The organism is Kitasatospora sp. RG8 (assembly GCF_017813315.1).
Lineage (GTDB): Bacteria > Actinomycetota > Actinomycetes > Streptomycetales > Streptomycetaceae > Kitasatospora.
Window position 1 is genome coordinate 55,151 of the sequence record NZ_JAGIYX010000033.1, and the last position, 17,876, is coordinate 73,026.

The following is a 17,876-nucleotide window of genomic DNA, read 5'->3' on the forward strand; positions in this document are numbered from 1 at the left end:
CCGCCGTGCCCGCACGTGGCACACGCGGCGGGTGGCGGGCGGCGGGGGCGGCGGGCGGCAGACGGGCGTCCGAAGGTCCGTGCGGCGTGAGGTTCGTGCGGCGTGAGGACTGCAGGCCCTGCGACCCTACGGCCCGCGGTCAGGCGTCCAGGGGCTTGACCCAGCGGGTCCACTGCGGCTGGGGGCCGTAGCCGGCCGCCTTCCAGGTGCGCTGGCCGAGGCCGTTGTCGTCCAGCACCATGGCGTCGGCGCGGCGTCCGCCGAGGGCGGTGAAGCGGGCCTCGGCGGCGGCCAGCAGGGCGGCGCCGATGCCACGGCGGCGGTGCGCGGGGTCGACGGCGAGGCGGTAGAGGTGGCAGCGCCAACCGTCCCAGCCGGCGATCACCGTGCCGACGACGGTCCCGGTGTCCGCGGCCGGCGTGGCGACGATCAGGCACTCCGGGTCGCGCTCCAGCAGCGCGGCCACACCGTCGGCGTCGTCCGTGATGCTGGTCCCCTTGGCCGCGCGGGCCCAGAGGGCGAGCACCGCGGGTATCTCGTCGGGGGTGGCGGCACGCAGCGCGACGTCACCCGCGCCGGTGGTGGCGGTCACGTCGGAGGCGACCTCGTCGGTCAGGTCGTCGGCGAGCTCGTCGGCCATGTCGTCGCCGGCCGTGTCGTAGCCGGCCGTGTCGTCGCCGGTCATGTGGTCGTCGGTCATGTCGGTGTGTCTACCAGGCCGTTCGGCCCGTCCGCTCGTATTTCCGGACTCCGGACGGGCTCAGCCCTGCGGCGGGTCGAGCCGCCAGACCGTAGTGGTCTTGAGCGCCGCGTCCTCCAGGTCGGCGACCACCGGGACGTCGTACGCGGCCAGCGCGCTGAACCGCTCGCGCGGCAGGTAGGCCCGGCCCGGGTCGCCGACGATCACCACCGCGCCACGGGCCCGCGCCCGCTCCAGGAAGGGGAGGAAGCGGGCCGCCATCGCGCGCTCGTAGAAGACGTCGCCGGCGAGCACCACCTCGGCCGGTGCGCCGTCCCCGTCCAGCAGGTCCTCCACCGCGGCGTCGACCCGGACGCCGTTCGCCTCGGCGTTGACGTCGATGGCCGCCACCGCGTAGGCGTCGATCTCGGCGGCCCGCACCGACCGCGCTCCGCGCAGCGCCGCCGCGATGCCGACCAGTCCGGACCCGGCCGCCAGGTCGAGCACCGCCCGCCCCGCGACCAGTTCCGGGTGGTCGAGCACGTACCGCGCGACGCCGACCCCGCCGGCCCATGCGAACGCCCAGAACGGCGGTGCCAGGCCGACCTCGCCGCGCACCGCCTCCGTGGTCTCCCACAGTGCGATGGCGTCCTCCGCCATGTGGAGGGTGACCTCGGGTACGAACGGCACCGGCGTCGGCCGGGTCTCACTCCGCACAAAGCTCCGGTCCGACAGCACAGTTGCACCCGGATGAACGTCGCGCGTCTCGTTCAGCATGTCCGCAGCATAGAGGCTCCGCGGGGGCGTCCCGACCAGCCCGCGCCGCGCCGCGGGCAGGGGCGGAAGGGGGGCGAGGGTGTGCCGGTGGTGCCGTGGAAGGGCGGAGCACGCACGGCGACCCGGTGCGTACCATTTCGATACCGAAGCCTTGGTGAGCTGCGAAGATGCTCGCCCGCCGGGCCCGGTCCCGGGTAGCATCCGGCACGTGCCCTCCGGGCTGGCGCAGGCGGCTCAGCGCTGCCGTGTCCGCGGTCCGGGCGGCGGACTCCCGCGGGACAACCGGCGGTCGGCATTCGGTGGTCGGCGTCCGGTGGTCACCGCGCACTCGGCACCGCGCGCCAGGGCTGTCGCGCGAACGGCGAAGGGCAGCGTTTTGGCGGATCGGCTCACCGGAGGAGACTCCTCGCTGCTGCGACGGATCAACGCGGCGGTCACGCTTCGGGCGCTGCGGGCCGGCCACTCGGTAACCCTCACTCAACTGGTCGGGGACACCGGACTGTCCCGGCCCACGGTGGAGGGCGTGATCGAGGGCCTGGTCGAGACCGGCCTGGTCGCCGAGGTGGACCAGCCGCAGAACGGCGGCCAGCCCGGAGGCGCGGGCCGTCGGGGGCGTCCGGCCCGCTGGTTCCGGTTCCGCGCCGAGGCCGGGCACATCCTGGGTGTCGAGATCGGCGTGCACGACATCCGGGTCATCCTCGCCGACCTCACCGGCGAGGTGGTGGGCAGTCACTTCCGGACCGTCGAGGAGGGCGTGGACGCCGAGGAGCGGCTGACGGCCGTACGAACCGTCGTCGCCGAGGTCCTGCGCAAGGCCGGCGTCTCCCGGGACAACCTCTGGGCGGTCGGCGTCGGCACCCCCGGCATCGTCGACCGCGACGGAACCGTGCAGCTCGGCACCGCGATGCCCGGCTGGACCGGCCTCGACCTGGGCGCCCGGCTGCGACGCTCGTTCCGCTGCCCCGTGATGATCGAGAACGACGCCAACCTGGCCGCCATCGCCGAGCACTGGCAGGGCGCGGCCGTCGGCGCGGACGACGTGGTCTTCGTGATGGCGGGCCTCAGCCCCGGCGCCGGCTCGCTGATCAACGGCAAGCTGCACCGCGGGTTCGGCGGCGCGGCCGGCGAGATCGGCGCCCTCCACCTGCTCGGCCAGGAGGTCACCCCCGAGCGCCTGCTCTCCACCACCGGCAAGCCGCTCAACCCGCTGGACGAGGCCGCCGTCGCCCGGGTGCTGAAGCTGGCCCGTGAGGGCGACGAGGTGGCGAAGGTCGCGATGGACCGCTTCCTGACCCGCCTGGTGCAGGGCGTCGCCGCCCTGGTCCTGGCGATAGACCCGCAGCTGGTCGTGGTCGGTGGCTGGGCCGCCGGTCTCGACGGCGTCCTGGAGCCGCTGCGCGAGCGCCTCGCCCAGTTCACCCTGCGCGCCCCCGAGGTGGCGCTGGCCGCACTCGGCTCGGAGGTCGTCGCGATGGGCGCGCTGCGGGTCGCGCTGGACCAGGTCGAGGAGCAGCTCTACGCCGTCGACCCGCCCACGGGCGCGGGCACCCGGGCCTGATACCCGGGGAGGGGCCTCGCGGCGACCGTCCGGCGCCGCGACGTGCACCGGATCACCGTCTTCGTGACCCGTTCGGTGAAGGGCTGCCGGCAGGCCCATCCGGCCGTCGGGGGCTGAGCACACCGCCGCCGGCGGCCTCTCCTGCCGCCCTCGCCCGGTGGTCTCCCGCGACAGCCTCTCCCGAAAGCCTCTCCCGCGACGGCCTCTCCCGAAGGCGGCCACCAACGACCGCCGCCACCAACGGCCCAGGCCCGGACGCCTGTGGGCGTGTCCGGGCCTGGGCCTGAGGGTGTTACGGCAGGTGGTTCAGGAGGCGGTGCGCACCTCGGCGGCGGCACCGGTCGCGGCGCCGACGGGGGCGCCGACAGGGGTGACCTCGACGACGCCGGCCTCGCCGAAGGTGAGCTTGCAGGTGTCGGCGCGGTAGGTGGAGACGGCGAGGGCGACCAGGCGGCCGGCGGCGGCGTACTGGGTGGTCATCACCAGGACGGGCGAGCCGGGCGGGCGCTCCAGGAGGGCGGCCTCCTCGGCCTCGGCGACGCCCAGCTCGACGGCGCGGGACTCACCGTCGACCTCCAGGCGCTCCAGCTGGCGCAGCACCGAGCGGGCACGGTCGCTCTCGGCGCGGAAGCCGGGCAGGTGCGGCAGGGCGGCGGCGGGCACGTGCAGCGACTCGGTGGCCATGTTCTGGCCCTGGACCATCCGCACCCGGCGGACGGTGTGCACGGTGGCGCCCTCGGCGATGCCGAGCGCCTTGGCGAGCCGCGCGGTGGCGGGGGCGGTGGTGCAGTCGACGGTGCGCCAGGCCTGGCTGCGGGCGGTGCCGGGCCAGCCCTCCTCGTGCCGGTTGACCGGGACGCCGACCCGGGGGGCGGCGATCAGGGTGCCGATGCCGCGGCGGCGGACCAGCCGGCCCTCCAGCTCCAACTGGTCGAGCGCCTGGCGCAGGGTGGCCCGGGCGACCCCGAAGCGGGCGGAGAGCTCGCGCTCGTTGGGCAGGACCTGGCCGGTGGAGAACTCCGTGTCGATCGCGCGGAGCAGCACCGTGCGCAGGTGCCAGTACTTCGGTTCCGGTACCGCCGCGAGCTGTCCTGTCGTTCCCACCGTGGCCTCCACCCTGTTTTGTCCGCCGTGCTGAAAGGAGGGCGGACCCGGCCCGCTGTCCGCTGTTGCGGCAGGTGGGAGAGCGGGCTTTATCCGTCCTTCTTTATTAAAGGTCCTTGCAGTAAGTGACCCTAGGGGCTTCGTCGGGAGATGGTCAAGACCAATGACGGCGGTTGGTGCGGTTGTCCCGCGGGTTCACGCCGCGTTCACGACACTCCGATATCCGGACACCCGGCCGTCGGCCCTTGGTACTCCGGCCCTTCCCCCGCGCTCGACGCGCCGCCGCCGCGCCGGCCGGGGGGCTCGATAGGCTTCCCGGGTGATTGTGGTGACGAGTGTCAATGTGAACGGGATCCGGGCGGCCGCCAAGAAGGGCTTCATCGAGTGGCTGGCGGCCACCGAGGCGGACGTGATCTGCCTGCAGGAGGTCCGCTCCGAGCCCGGGCAGCTGCCCGTGGAGCTGCGCGACCTGGACGGCTGGAACGCGGTCTGGGCGCCGTCGGTCGCCAAGGGCCGCGCGGGCGTCGCCCTGCTGTCCCGGCAGGAGCCGGAGCGCACGCTGGTCGGATTCCAGTCCGAGGAATTCGACAATTCGGGCAGGTACGTGGAAATCGACCTTCCCGGGCTGACCGTGGCCAGCCTCTACCTCCCCTCCGGCGAAGTCGGCACCGAACGCCAGGAGGAGAAGGAACGCTTCATGGCGGAATTCCTCGTCCACCTCGGCAGGCTCCGCACCCGGGCCGCCGCGGAGGGCCGCGAGGTCGTCGTCTGCGGCGACTGGAACATCGCCCACCGCCCGGAGGACCTCAAGAACTGGAAGGCCAACCAGAAGTCGGCCGGTTTCCTCCCCGAGGAACGCGCCTGGCTCACCCGCGTCTACGAGGAGGCCGGCTACGTCGACGTGGTCCGCCGCCTCCACCCCGACCGCACCGGCCCCTACACCTGGTGGTCCTACCGCGGCCGGGCCTTCGACAACGACTCGGGCTGGAGGATCGACCTCCAGGTCGCCACCCCGGGCCTCGCCGCCAGGGCCACCGACGCCCGCGTCGAGCGCGCCGACACCCACGCCGAACGCTGGTCCGACCACGCCCCCGTCACCGTGGCCTACGACCTGGAGAGCTGACCGACCCCGGGCGGCCGGGCTGCCGCCCGATCGGCGACCCGGCCGTCGACGCACTCCGCACCGGCCCACCGCAGCTCTCCAACAAGGCCGCACCCGCCTCGCGGACGTGAAGCGCTGCGTGTGACCTGCGGCGCCCGCGGTGCACGGGGCCACCTGCCAAGCCGCGGTCCCCTCCGCCGGGCCGGAGTGGAGGTCGAACCAGCGTTCTCGATCTCATCCGCGCCGCCTCGTCCCACCAGGACGTGCCGGTCCACAGCTTCCGGCGGCTGGTGGGAATCGCCTCCCCGGGGGGGAAGTTGACGGCGGCCAGCAGGTAGTCGGACAGGGTTTCCTGGTCGGCCGTCTCGATGAGTGCAGCCGGTGACGCCACTCGTCCTTACCGCGCCGAGGTTTCCGAACGCCTGAATCCCCTGGTCATCTCTGCGGCAGCCGGGCGGATCCGTCCACGGCAGCCCTCCCGTCGACGAGCCGGCCGACCCCGGCTTCCTGCCGGGCGCACGTGCGGCAGGGACCGGTCCCGGACGACGCCCCCCCGGCACGCGAGCCGACCCGCGCATCGCCCTCGGTAGCCGCGCACCACCGATGCGCGGACCGCATCCTCGGACCTCGCCCGGCGAGCCCCGCCGAGTCCGCGCGCGAGGGCAGGGGCGCCTGCCCGGTCGGGCAGTGTCGGCGCGCGCCGCCCGATCCCTGAGAACACCCCGCTGACACCACAGTTGGCCCAGTCGATGTCGTGGCCGTCGACGCCGTCGACCAGGCGGATGTTGCGGACCGTGGTGCCCGCCTTGATGCCGGAGGAGCTGCCCTCAACCTTGAGGTCCTTGATGACGGTCACGGTGTCGCTGCCGCGAGCAACCGGTTTAACTGCGTGTCGCGCCTGCCTGAGCCATCTGATCTGGCTCGCCTCCACCGGGGCCGGTGAAGTTCGTATGCCGCGAGGCTGGATCGCCTTCCTGCCAAGGGAGATCGAGCAAAGGAACCACCCGAGCCTACAGCCTGCGACCCACGACTCGGCCGCGACCCGCCTCGGCCCGGCAACCACCGGGGGCGGCCTCGCCGTCGAGCCGTTCGAGCGCAGAGCGACGGTGCATGCGCACACCCCGACCACGACGGAATCCAGCCGACGTCTCGGCATGGCATCGGACCGGACGGTAGTATCGGTTTCCGCGCTGACTAAATATCAAGTGCACGCTATTCATTGGAAATTGCTGTCGCGGGCGTCAGTCGACCCCTCGGGCGGGGACGATTTGGGAAGTCGCGCCGAGCCGCGCCCCCCTGCGCCCACCCTCCGCACCGGAACCGACCACCGGGACCGGTAAGAACCCAGAAAGCGTCCATTGGTCACCATCGCACATTCCGAGCTCGACGTCTTTCCACTCTGCCTCGGCGGCAGCGTCTTCGGATGGACCGTCGACGAGCGGACATCCTTCCGCGTCCTCGATGCCTATGCCGCCGCGGGCGGGAACTTCATCGACACCGCCGACTCCTATTCCCAGTGGGCCCCCGGAAACACCGGTGGGGAGTCCGAGTCGATCCTCGGCAACTGGCTGGCCGCGCGCGGTCAGCGCGACCGTTTCGTCATAGCCACCAAGGTAGGCCGACTGAACGGGCTGTCCGGGCTCACGGCGAAGGTCGTCCACCAGGCGGTGGAGGACTCCCTGCGCCGTCTGCGGACGGATCATATCGACCTCTACTACACGCACGCGGACGATCCCGAAACTCCCCTCGAAGAGACCCTCGCCGCACTCGACGCGCTGATCTCGGCAGGGAAGGTGCGCCATATCGGCGCCTCGAACATCAGCGGCCCCAGGCTGGCCGAATCCCTTGAGGTCTCGAAGCGTTCGGGGCTCGCCTCGTACGTGGCGGTCCAGCCTCCCTACAACCTCATGGAGCGCGAGCCCTTCGAGAGTGGGATCGCCCCGGTCTGCGAGCGCGAGGGCGTCTCCTGCGTCCCGTACTTCGCCCTGGCGCAGGGCTTCCTGACCGGCAAGTACCGTGAAGGCGCACCCGCCGTTCCCAGCGTCCGCAGCGACGCGGCACGACCGTACGGCGAAACGCCCCGCGGCCGCGCGGTGCTCCGGGCGCTGGACACGATCGCCGCCGAGCACGGCACCGCCCCCGCCGCGGTGGCCCTGGCCTGGCTGAGGGCGCAGCCCCATGTCGTCGCTCCGCTCGCCAGCAGCAGGATGCCCGAGCAGCTCGCCGAACTGATCCCGGGAGCGACCCTGGAGCTCTCCCCGGCCGAGGTTCACTCGCTGGATCTCGCTTCACGGACCACCGCGGCGGACCACCCTGCGCGCGTCGGCTGAAGGAGGAGGAGCCATCGTGACCCTCATCCCCCACACCGCCCTGATCGGATTCGACGCCCTCAAGTCGTTCATCTCAGTAGCGCGCGATGAATACGAGGCCTGTACGCCACAGGAACCACCCTCCTGTTTCGCCCTCCTGCTCGGCACCGTCGTCGACGGTGTCGCGGCCATCACCACGGTCCAGTTCGCTACCAACGTCCGTGCCACCGACCCGATGGCGCTCGAAGAGTTCTCGAGCTCCATAGAGCCGTGCTTCGGAAGCGCCTACCGAAACCCCCGCCGGGGATTCTGGTGCAGCTCGCAGGATCTGCTTCGTATTCACCGGCAGGCGGACCGTGACGGGGTCGAGATCCTGGGCTCCATCCATCTGCATCCCGACTGGCACCGGATCGGCCCACCCGAAGAGCGAGGGCTGCGAATAAGCGAGGAGCCGACACCGATGGACCGCTACATGTTCGACAACAGTCGCTACCCGGTGAACATGATCTGCTATCTGGAATCCGGCCCACAGGGGGTTTCCGCCGCACTCGCGGCATGGGGCCCTCCCCCTGAGGACGAGGTCGCGGCGCCGTGCCCCCGCCTCCTTCTGAGGTTCAGCGCGTCCTGAGGAACGGCAGGCTCACCCCTCGCCGCCGGCGGGACTCTGCCCCGGTCACGCTCGCGGATGTGACCGGGGCTTGGGCCGCCGGTCCACCCCTGGGTGAGTACCGCCGGGGCGGACGGTGGTGCTGTGGGCGGCGCTGGTGGAGGTGGAGGAACAGCCAGGCCGGCGTGGTCGCGGCGGCCTCGTGCCCGGCGACCGGCAGGGTGACCAGCTCGTCCCGGATGGGCATGTCGTGCCAGAGCATCACGGCCCCGATCCGGAGGCCCGACACCGTACCGCCCGCTGCATGGGGGCCGGCGAGTCAACCCTGTGGGTCGACAACGACTCGGGCTGGAGGATTGACCTCCAGGTCGCCACCCCGGGCCTCGCCGCCAAGGCCGTCGAGGCCTACGTTGAACGCGCCGCGTCCCACGCCGAGCGATGGAGCGACCATGCACCGGTGACAGCCGTCTTCGATCTCGACCAACTCCATTGATATTTTGCGAAGTTCGGGCAACTGGCTTCGGCTGCTGCGGTCGTCGCGCGACCTGCCGGAAGTGATGACCACAGCAGCTATGTCCCCGCGAATGGTGCTACGCGGTGATCGCCATTCTCTGAATGCAAGTCAGTTTCTCTTCCGGGAACGCGTCGGTTTGTAAAAGTCACGATGGGGACTGTCGGTGGGACTCGCTAACGTTCCTCTCCTGATCATCAGTGCGAGGAGAGGGGCGGGGCTGTGCGGCGCTGGGAGTTCGTCGAGGGCGGCTCGGACAAGTTCTGGGAGGCCGCAGTCGACGGTGTCGCGGTGACCGTGCGGTACGGGCGGTCCGGTACGGGCGGGCGGGAACAGGTCAAGACGTTCCCGACCGTGGAGGAGGCGCAGGCGCACTTCGCCAAGGTGATCGCCGAGAAGGAGCGCAAGGGCTACCGCGAGATCTGTGCGGGGGCGGGTACGGAGCCGGGTGCGGCGGCGGATCCGGTGCCCGTGGCGCAGCCCGGCGTGTCCGCGCCCACGGCCGAGGCCGCCGGTCCCGAGGACGAGGACGTCTTCGTCATGCCGGACGCCTGGCGTCGGGCCCTGATCCCGCGCCGGGGCGGCATTCCCCGGAAGCCGTCCGCGCCGGGGAAGGGCCCGGTGACCTCGTACCGCGACGGGCTGCGGCAGATGGGGGACTGGCTGGAGCAGACGCTCACCTCGGAGCGCAGTGACCCGGAGCTGGTCGCGGCCGCCCGCGCCCACCAGTCCGGCAGCCGGGACCCGCTCGGTGCGGCAGTGCTCGCCGCCGTGTTCTCCTATCCCAGTAACAACGGGGTTCGCGTGGCCGTGGACGCCTGGGTGGCGGAGTTCGGCCTGCCGTTCGCGGCCAGGGCCACCGTCGAGCTGTTCACGACGGCTGTCGAGACCGACTGGATCCACCAGATGTCCGTCCACCCCCGCGTCCTGCGCGGGGCCAACCAGAGGCACGGCGTGTACCGCCCCGCCGCGGACCGGGTCCGGTCGCTGCTGGCGGCCTGCGACGAGGAGACCCACCGCGCAGCGGTCGAGGCCCTGGCGGGCTGCCGGAACAGCCTGAGCCGCCTGGTGGTGGCTGCGTACCTGGTGCCGTCCGAGACCGCCTGGGTCGAGGAGTGCGTCGCGTCGGGCTCCCGACTGGCCGCCGTCGAGTGGTCGATGCTGCTGTGCTCGCTCTCCTCGGCGGAACCGCTGGAGAAGCTCCCCCTGCTGCCGAGCCTGGGCTATGACGGATGGTCCACCGAGATCATCGCGACCGTGGCGGAGGGTCTCGGCGGCGACGTAGCACCAGTGATGCTGCACGACCTGACCACCAGCTACCACCACAAGGACGGCAAGAAGCGGATCCTGGACGCGCTCGCCGAGCTCCCCTCCGACGAGGGCTTCCGGGGGCTACTGGCCCAGCAGGACGGCATCAAGTCCACCCGCGCTGCCCTCCTGGCCGGTCTCCGCCGCTTCCCCCGGCGTGCCCTGCGCCTGCTCGCCGAGGCCGCGGTGACCTCCACGGACCCGGCCGCGCAGCAGCTCGCCCGGCAACTCCTCGCCGGCCACGTCGCCGTCCACCGCGCGACCGCGCTCGAACTGCTGCCGAAGCTGACGCCGGAGCAGGCGGCCCTGGTCGAACCGCTCACCGACCTCGGCGAGCGGGTGCCGGAGGTCGGCCCCGACTCGCTGCCGGAGCTGTTCACCAGCCCGCCGTGGACACGGCCGCGCTCCGCCGGCAAGCCCCGCGTGCTGACCGGCTTCTGCGCGCCGCAGGAACCGCAGATGCGGTGGCTGCCGGGTGAGCGCGAGGCGTGGGCGGCGAACTCCGAGTCCTGGTACACGAGCTGGTCGGACGAGGACTGGCAACGGGTCGCGGCCACGATCCGGGCCAGGATCGGGCAACCCCACGACGCGCGGCTGCGCGGCGGACAGCACGCCGAGCTCGCGCTTTTCGCGTACGGCGACGAGGAGTTGGCCCGGCCCCTGCTCGCGCAGTGGCGCGCCGGTGAGCGCATCTGGCACTCCGGGGACTCCCTGCGCCGGGTCGCCGCCCGCTTCGGGACGGACGCCGTCGAACCGATCCGGGCCGCAGCGATGGGGAACCCTGCCACGCACGCGCCCCTGCTGCTTCCGTACCTGGACGCCCGGGTGGCCGAGACCATGGTCGACTGGCTGGTGCGCCTCAAGTCGGCCGGGAGCAGCGCGCGTTCCTGGTTCGCCCGGCACGGCGTGGACGCGGCTCGGCTGCTGGTGCCCGCCGCGCTCGGGAAGGCCGGGGCGGCCCGGCACGGCGCCGAGCAGGCCCTGCGGGTGATCGCCGAGGCACACGGCGCGGCGGCGGTGCGCGCGGTGGCCGCCGAGTACGGGCCAGAGGCGGAGGAGGCCGTGGGCACGCTGCTGGCGGCCGACCCGCTGGTGACCGCGCTCCCGGCGAAGCTGCCCCCGCGCTGCGACTGGGCGGAGCCGGCGATGCTGCCGCAGCTGCTGCTGCGCGGCGGCGACGGCGCCCTCCCCGCCGAGGCGGTGCGGCACGTGCTCACCATGCTCGCGCTGTCCGACCCCAAGGCGTTCTACCCCGGCCTCGACGAGGTGGCCCTGCTGTGCGAGCCGCGGTCGTTGACGGAGTTCTGCTGGGCGGTGTTCGAGCAGTGGCGGCTGGCCGGCATGCCCGCCCAGGACGGCTGGGCGCTGCACGTGCTCGGCCGGTTCGGTGACGACGAGACGGTCCGCCAACTAACACCGGTGCTCCGCGCCTGGCCGGGCGAGGGGGCCCACCACCGGGCGGTGGACGGCCTGGAGGTGCTGGCCGCCATCGGCACCGACGTGGCCCTGCTGCACCTGCACGGCATCGCACAGCGGGTGAAGTTCAAGGCGCTCAAGACCCGGGCCCAGGAGAAGATCTCCGAGGTGGCAGCCGGTCTCGGCCTGACCGGGGAGCAGCTGTCCGACCGCTTGGTCCCGGACTTCGGGCTGGATGCCGACGGGACCACCGTCATCGACTACGGCACCCGGACATTCACGGTCGGCTTCGACCAGCAGCTCAAGCCGTACGTGCTGGACGCGGCCGGCGCCCGCCGCAAGGACCTGCCCGCCCCGGGGGCGCGGGACGACGCCGAGCTTGCGCCCGCCGAGCGCAAGCGCTTCGCCGCGCTCAAGAAGGACGTCCGCACGGTGGCGGGAGACCAGATCCGCCGCCTGGAGGAGGCGATGATCTCCCAACGCTCATGGACGGCGCAGGAGTTCGACCAGCTCTTCGTCGGGCATCCGCTGCTGTGGCACCTGGTGCGCCGCCTGGTGTGGCTGTCCGAGACGGCCGGCACGGTGACGGCGTTCCGCGTCGCCGAGGACCGCACCCTGGCGGACGTCCGGGACGAGGCGTTCGCGCTGCCGGACACGGCCTCCGTCCGGCTGGCGCACCCGCTCCAGCTCGGCGACAGCCTCGCCGACTGGTCGGAGCTGTTCGCCGCCTACGAGATCCTCCAGCCGTTCCGACAGCTCGGCCGCCCGGTGTACGCGCTGACCGACGAGGAGCGGGCCGGCCACCGCCTCACCCGCTTCGAGAACGGTCCGGTGCTGCCCACCACCCGGCTGGTCGGAATGGAACGGCGCGGCTGGCGGCGCGGCGAGCCCCAGGACAACGGCGTCGAGCAGTGGCTGTCCCGCCGGGTCGGGCCCGACCTCTACGTGGTGATCGCCCCGGAGGACGGCATCGCCGTCGGCATGTTCGACTCCTACCCCGAGCAGCGGGTGGAGACGGTGTGGCTCGACAGGCGCCCGGGCGACTACTGGACCCACAACCGCACCTTCCCGACCTTCGCCGAGCTCGACCCGGTGATCGCCTCCGAGGTGATCGCCGACCTCACCGAGCTGACCACGCTGTGACACCCCGCCACCCTCTCGACCACCACCCCCGGAAGGCCGCCATGACCACGACCACCGCCGAGGAGGAGGCCCAGCGCCCGCCCCTGCCGAGGTCCGGTACGCCGAGGAGCTGGCCGCGCTGCGCGCCGAGGACCGCGACCACCGCCCGCCGGGCTGGGTGCTGAGCCTGCACGCGGCCCGCCGGTTCATCGTCGGCGACGAGTCGGCCGGCATCGCCCGCAAGTTCGTCGGGGGCCCGACGGTCCCGCGCATCACGCGCCCGACGCCGAGCTCTCAGCACACTTCGTCTGTCGTACTCGTGCTTCGAGTTCGGCGGGCAGGTACCAGTTCGGGGGCGCCGAGGATCTCCGCCGCCCGGAAGGTAAGGACGGCCGCGCCCTCCGGGTCCGCCGGCAGCTCGCGCATCAGCAGCACGGCCCGCGGGTCGCGCCGCCGGTCGCAGCCGGCCGCCCGTTCGGCCGCCTCCGCCGAGCGCAGCAACTCCTCGCCGCGGGCGGGTGCCGCGGCCGTGTCATCGCCATCCGGACGGTCCGGCGCGAAGCGCCCCGCCCGCGCACGCGAACGCCCGGCCGGGAGAGCCCGGCCGGGCGCCAGTCGCGGTGCTCCGTGATCAGAACTGGGTGGTGACGGTGACGCCGGTGAAGTCGGTGGCGGCGTACAGGCCGAGGTAGCGGTAGCCCGCCGTGGGGTTGGTGACGGTGATGGACTGGGTGGTGCCGGCGGCCGTGGAGGCGGCGGTGTAGGCCTTCGGCGACGCCCAGGTGTCCGCGTTGTAGTACAGGTACGCGGTGCCGGTGCCGCCGAAGGTGTTGACCTTCAGCGTGGCGGTCCCGGCCGGCAGGTAGACGTACAGGTGGTCGGTGTTGCCGGCGGTCGCCGAGCGGCCGGTCCGGGCGCAGTTGCGGTCCATCGCGTCGGCGCGCTGCTCGGGGCAGGCCGGCAGGCCGAGGGCGGTCGTGGTGACCGCGCCCTGTGTGGTGCCGCTCCGGCCGGTGTCATCGGTGGTGGTCAGCGCGACGGTGTACAGGCCGGGCGCGCCGTAGGTGTGGCTCGGGCTGCGCTCGTCCGAGAAGGTGCCGTCGCCGAAGTCCCAGTGCCAGCCGGTGATCCGGCCCGGGCCGGTCTGCACGGAGCGCTCGTTCAGGCTGACGGTCGCGCCGTTCACCGTGGTGTCGAACAGCGAGGTCGGACCGGTCGCGTAGCAGCCGCCGGCGACGCAGGCGTCGAGCCAGGCGTCGAAGTCGGCGTCGTACGAGGTGCCGAGGTTGTTGTAAACCGCGTAGCCACCGGGGTAGTCACCGACGCGGAAGCGCTCCAGCATGGCCTGGACGTCGGCCGGGTGCCTCTCCAGCATGTACCGGACGGACAGGTAGCCCCACGGGTAGATGCGGGTCGAGTCCGAGTTGGCGTAGGTGTTCTGGAAGAGCGTGCTGAGCTTGTAGGTGTGCTTGGCCGCCTGGTTCATCGCGTCGACGTCGGTGGCGCCGCGGTGGCTGTACGAGACGTACTCGGCGAGGCCCTCGACCCACCACTTGTTCGGGACGGACGACTGGGTGTCGAAGTTGCCCTTCAGGTTGTAGATGCCGTCGAGGTAGTGGGTGTACTCGTGGTTGAGGTTCCACACCCGGGCGGGGTCGTTGACGTTCCAGGCCTTCTGGTACATCACGGTCACGGCCCGCTTGTTCGGGTCGGTCGCGTCCATGACGGTCTGGCCACCGTTGTCGGTGCTGTTGCCGTAGATCGCCCACGAGTAGGTGGTGTAGTCGGCCTTGTTGGCGAAGATCCCGAAGGTGACGGTCTTGGCGTACTGGTTCGGTATGGCCCCGCTGTCCTTGGACACGCTGTGGAAGAGCGCGTCCTGCTTGCGCAGGCTCTCGCAGACGGTGGCCAGTTCGGCGGCCGACAGGGACTGGGCCTGGAGGATGCGGTTGTCGCAGACCAGTTGGTTCGGCAGGATCACCGAGGTGAGCTTGTTACGCAGGTCGCAGATGCCGTAGTACGAGCACTGGCTGTAGTTGAAGTACTCGGCCTGGCGGGCCGTGTACAGGTACAGCGTCCCGAAGGGCGAGAGCAGCGGCGCGGAGTCCAGCACCTTCTTGACCAGCGGCTTGGCCACGGCCTCGGCGGCGGGGCTGGTCCCGGCGAACTTGGCCAGGTCGTTGCCCGCGTTGGTGTCGAGGACGGAGTGGGGCCCGCTGAGCAGGTCCCGGTGGTTGATCGCGAAGTCGGCGAGCGAGTTGATGAGACTCGGGTCGGCCGCGAGCGCTCGGACGAAGTCCTTGTTCCGGTAGCCTTCCCAGAGCGGGTAGAACAGCACGGAGTTGACCGCGCTGCGCATCTGCGGGAACTGGTTGTACGTGTTGTCGTACTCGTCCAGGATCCGCTTGTAGACGCCCAGGTAGTGGGCCTGGACGTTGGCGCTGTCGGTGAGCCACACCACCTCCTTGAGGATGCGCCCGTTGTTCTCGCTGACGTCGCGCCAGCGGGTGCCCGCGAAGAGGGTGTCCAGGGCGGTCGTGACGGCGTCGGTGAGCGCGGGGGTGTACGCGCCCGCCGCAGCGGGGTAGTAGAACTGGATGTAGTAGCCCACCTGCAGGTACTTCACCAGCTGCGCGATGCCGGTCGTGTTGTCGCCGGGGTAGTTCGCCGCCACGTCCTTGAGGGCGGCCGCGACGGACAGCATCCGGGCCTGGTTGAAGATGCTCGGGTCGGCGCCGGCGCTCTGGTACAGCGAGTTGATGCACTCCGGGGTCGAGCTCTTGATGAAGGCGACCAGGTCGGCCCCGGTGAGGGCCGCGAAGTCGGCCGGGGTGCAGCTCTGTACGGCGAGGGACTTGAACTGGGCGGGGGCGGCCGCGTCGGCCGGCTCCTCCAGCAGGCGCGTCGCGCCGATCAGCGCGGGGGACAGCGGGGCGGCGGGCTCGCCGGGTTCCTCAGAGCCCGTCGTCGTGGTCGGGGCCGTCGGGGCGGCGGGGCCGACCGGACCGGCCGAGGCGGTCGTCGTGGTCGGAGCCGACCCGGCGGTCACGACGGACGGCGCCGCGAAGGCCTGGGCCGGGAGCACGGCGGTGGCCGTGGCGCAACAGGCGACGACGCCTGCCGCGAGCACGGAGAGTCTGGTGCGCAGGAGCACGCCGAATCCTTCGTCGAGTGGGGGCAGCCCGACGTGGGGTCGGGCTGAAGGAAGGAGATTTGGCGTGGATCCTGTCATCGACCGATGATCAGAACAATGTCACAGGTTATATTGCATGAGACTTTCGGCCAACTCGCGGCTCGCACCCTCCGAGCGGCTGACCTGCGACGTTCCCGGCCTGAGCGGATCGGCATATGGGAGCCGAAGGGACATCGGGCCACGATCCGGACGGCCACACAAGGCCGACGGGTCGCACGGACTGGCCGATCTGCGCCCCCAACGCGGAACGCCCGGCCGGGGAGACTCCGGCCGGGCGTGCACGGCGTGTTACGAGACAGGTCGACGCGTCAGACGGCGCCGAACTCCCGCAGGGACGACGACGGCCCGGCCCCGCGCGAAGTCCGGGGCGGGCTGTCGGTCTGCGTTCGGCGGCCCAGGTCAGTGACCAGGAGCGACGCCGGGACCGAGAACCAGCGGCCGGTTCGGGAGTGTGACGAGCAGGTCCGGCAGTAGCGAGCGGGTACTGCCGGGTGCCGTCGGTTCAAGGCCGCTCCTCGTCGGGGGATGGCGGACCGAGTGGGAAGCGGATGGGACTGAGCAGATAGGGTGCGCGACCCGGTGCCGGCCGGTTGGCCAGCCGAGGACCCAGTACCGCGAGCATCTCAGCTGTCATCTCGGCGAGTTCGTCCGGGCTGAGCCAGAGCGTGCCCTGGCGGTACGAGACCGCGTCGGCCACCGGGTCGGCGCCGTCGCGGTCGAGGTAGGCGTTGAACTCGGCGATCAGCACGGCCATGGCGGTGGCGAAGCCGCGGCGGTGGTCCTCCGGCGTCATCGCCGCGGCGGCGTCGACATCGACGACCGGGCGGTCCTGCCGCAGTCGGTAGTGCCGCTCGACAGCGCCGCGCACCCGCTGCTCTCCGGCCACCTCCAGGAAGCCGGCCTCGGCCAGCAGGGCGACATGTCGGTACATGGTCACCTTCGGCACCTCGGGCATGCGCTCACACAACTGCGCGGTGGTGAGCACCCGGCCGCCGGAGAGCGCGTGCACCACGCGCAGGCGCACGGGGTGGAGAAGTACGTCCGTAGTGTCCATGGCGTTACGATTCCATGCTCGTTACTATTATCGAAAATGGAAACAGTGACCTTGGAGGGGGCATGCGTCAGGCAGCGGGGCGGGCGGTGCGAGTGAACGGCCGGACCGTCCACGTCGAGGAATCCGGCAGCGGGGCGGACTGGGTGGTCTTCGAGGCGGGCGGGGGGATGGGGCGCACCTGCTGGGATCCGGTGCTGCCGTGGCTCACGGACCGGACAAGGATGGTCGCCTACGACCGCGCCGGCTTCGGGCGCAGCGGCCGGACGGCAACCCAGCTGAGCATCGAGGACCTGGCCGCAGACCTGGTCGCGCTGGTCGAGGCGGTTGTCCCCGACCGCTTCGTGCTCGTCGCGCACAGCATGGGAGGGCTAGTCGCACGCCGTGCGGTGGAGGGCCTGGGCCGGCGGCTGCAGGGGATGCTGCTGCTCGATCCGGCAGCGGAAGGCGCGCCGGTCTACGACACCTTCGACCGGACCGCCGCGAAGGTCGACCGTTCACTGGCCGTGACCCAGGTGCTGTTCCGCTCCCGCCGGCTGGCCCGCCTGGCCAGCGGAAACATCCGCCGGTTGTTCCCGACGGACACCTACGAGACCATGCTCGCCGAGGACTTCGTCCCGTCCGGGACCGCACAGACGAGGAAGGAGATCAAGGCCGTGGCCGCGGCCATCCCCCGCTTCCGCGCCGACCCGCCGGCCCCGCCGACCTGCCGGACCATCCTGCTCTCGGCCTCGCGCCCCCAGGCGGGCCGGTCACGGCACCACGCCGACCTGGCCGCGCACCAGCGGCGCTGGACCGAGTCCCTCCCGGACGGCCGGTTCGAAACAGTCGACTCCGGCCACTTCATCCAGGCCGAGCAGCCGAAGATCGTCGCCGACAGGGTCAAGCACCTCCTCGACCACGCCGGCCGGGCAGGTGCCCCGTCGACGTGACCGGATCCGCGCCGCCTGCCCAGGCCTCCGAGCCTGCTGGGTGGTGGGGCCGCCCGAGGGCGGCCCCACCACCTGTCTCGGGCAATGACGCTTTCTCAGAGGACAATGCTCGCGACGGTGCTTGTGTTTGGATCCCCCTGGCCCAGTGCGACCACGGTAGCCGCGCCAACGGTCAGGCCGGCGAGGATCGCCACCCGCAGCCGGGCC

The 17,876-nt window shown here is 71.9% G+C and carries 13 protein-coding genes and 1 pseudogene; 7 read left to right on the plus strand and 7 right to left on the minus strand.

Annotated elements, in window-relative coordinates; translation table 11 throughout:
* Positions 1 to 139 precede the first annotated feature (139 nt).
* Together J5Y04_RS34560 and J5Y04_RS34565 are read right to left on the minus strand one after the other, a co-directional pair.
* Positions 140 to 592 (minus strand): GNAT family N-acetyltransferase, encoded by a 453-nt coding sequence (locus J5Y04_RS34560; RefSeq protein WP_307853456.1) that lies wholly within the window; start codon positions 590 to 592, stop codon positions 140 to 142.
* A 168-nt stretch (positions 593 to 760) separates the two neighbouring features.
* On the minus strand, positions 761 to 1,339 hold the full coding sequence (locus tag J5Y04_RS34565; RefSeq protein ID WP_245206034.1) for a methyltransferase: 579 nt from the start codon (positions 1,337 to 1,339) through the stop codon (positions 761 to 763).
* A 493-nt stretch (positions 1,340 to 1,832) separates the two neighbouring features.
* Here J5Y04_RS34565 and J5Y04_RS34570 point away from each other — a divergent pair, with 493 nt between their 5' ends.
* Positions 1,833 to 3,014, plus strand: coding sequence for an ROK family protein (locus J5Y04_RS34570; protein ID WP_209416498.1), 1,182 nt, complete (start codon positions 1,833 to 1,835; stop codon positions 3,012 to 3,014).
* A 306-nt stretch (positions 3,015 to 3,320) separates the two neighbouring features.
* Here the strand turns inward: J5Y04_RS34570 and J5Y04_RS34575 are convergent, their stop codons facing one another.
* On the minus strand, positions 3,321 to 4,118 hold the full coding sequence (locus tag J5Y04_RS34575) for a GntR family transcriptional regulator (RefSeq protein WP_209416499.1): 798 nt from the start codon (positions 4,116 to 4,118) through the stop codon (positions 3,321 to 3,323).
* Between the two features lie 319 nt (positions 4,119 to 4,437).
* On the opposite strand from J5Y04_RS34575, the gene J5Y04_RS34580 reads away from it, so the two are divergent.
* A complete protein-coding gene (locus J5Y04_RS34580; protein ID WP_209416500.1) occupies positions 4,438 to 5,241 on the plus strand; it encodes an exodeoxyribonuclease III in 804 nt (267 codons plus the stop codon).
* A gap of 376 nt (positions 5,242 to 5,617) precedes the next feature.
* Here the strand turns inward: J5Y04_RS34580 and J5Y04_RS44070 are convergent, their stop codons facing one another.
* Positions 5,618 to 6,376: a PhnA domain-containing protein gene (locus J5Y04_RS44070; RefSeq protein ID WP_374106171.1), complete on the minus strand. Its 759-nt coding sequence runs from the start codon at positions 6,374 to 6,376 to the stop codon at positions 5,618 to 5,620.
* A gap of 202 nt (positions 6,377 to 6,578) precedes the next feature.
* Between J5Y04_RS44070 and J5Y04_RS34590 the strand changes: the two genes are divergently transcribed.
* The 4 genes and pseudogenes from J5Y04_RS34590 (at position 6,579) to J5Y04_RS43760 (ending at position 12,514) form a co-directional block, all read left to right on the plus strand.
* Complete coding sequence (locus tag J5Y04_RS34590; RefSeq protein WP_209416501.1) at positions 6,579 to 7,550, plus strand: aldo/keto reductase; 972 nt, start codon at positions 6,579 to 6,581, stop codon at positions 7,548 to 7,550.
* 16 nt (positions 7,551 to 7,566) lie between these two features.
* Complete coding sequence (locus tag J5Y04_RS34595) at positions 7,567 to 8,157, plus strand: hypothetical protein (protein ID WP_209416502.1); 591 nt, start codon at positions 7,567 to 7,569, stop codon at positions 8,155 to 8,157.
* 313 nt (positions 8,158 to 8,470) lie between these two features.
* A pseudogene (locus J5Y04_RS34600) lies at positions 8,471 to 8,629 on the plus strand (exodeoxyribonuclease III); the annotation flags it as partial.
* 240 nt (positions 8,630 to 8,869) lie between these two features.
* Positions 8,870 to 12,514: a DUF4132 domain-containing protein gene (locus J5Y04_RS43760; protein ID WP_307853454.1), complete on the plus strand. Its 3,645-nt coding sequence runs from the start codon at positions 8,870 to 8,872 to the stop codon at positions 12,512 to 12,514.
* 273 nt (positions 12,515 to 12,787) lie between these two features.
* On the opposite strand, the gene J5Y04_RS34615 is transcribed toward J5Y04_RS43760, so the two are convergent.
* The 3 genes from J5Y04_RS34615 to J5Y04_RS34625 form a co-directional block, all read right to left on the minus strand.
* Complete coding sequence (locus J5Y04_RS34615) at positions 12,788 to 12,994, minus strand: hypothetical protein (RefSeq protein WP_209416503.1); 207 nt, start codon at positions 12,992 to 12,994, stop codon at positions 12,788 to 12,790.
* Positions 12,995 to 13,124: 130 nt separating this feature from the next.
* The gene (locus J5Y04_RS34620) at positions 13,125 to 15,647 is read right to left on the minus strand and encodes a collagenase (protein WP_307853455.1); all 2,523 of its coding nucleotides are present in this window, start codon (positions 15,645 to 15,647) and stop codon (positions 13,125 to 13,127) included.
* Between the two features lie 541 nt (positions 15,648 to 16,188).
* Positions 16,189 to 16,740: a helix-turn-helix domain-containing protein gene (locus J5Y04_RS34625; RefSeq protein WP_209416505.1), complete on the minus strand. Its 552-nt coding sequence runs from the start codon at positions 16,738 to 16,740 to the stop codon at positions 16,189 to 16,191.
* Positions 16,741 to 16,802: 62 nt separating this feature from the next.
* Here J5Y04_RS34625 and J5Y04_RS34630 point away from each other — a divergent pair, with 62 nt between their 5' ends.
* A complete protein-coding gene (locus J5Y04_RS34630) occupies positions 16,803 to 17,669 on the plus strand; it encodes an alpha/beta fold hydrolase (RefSeq protein WP_209416506.1) in 867 nt (288 codons plus the stop codon).
* Positions 17,670 to 17,876: the final 207 nt, after the last annotated feature.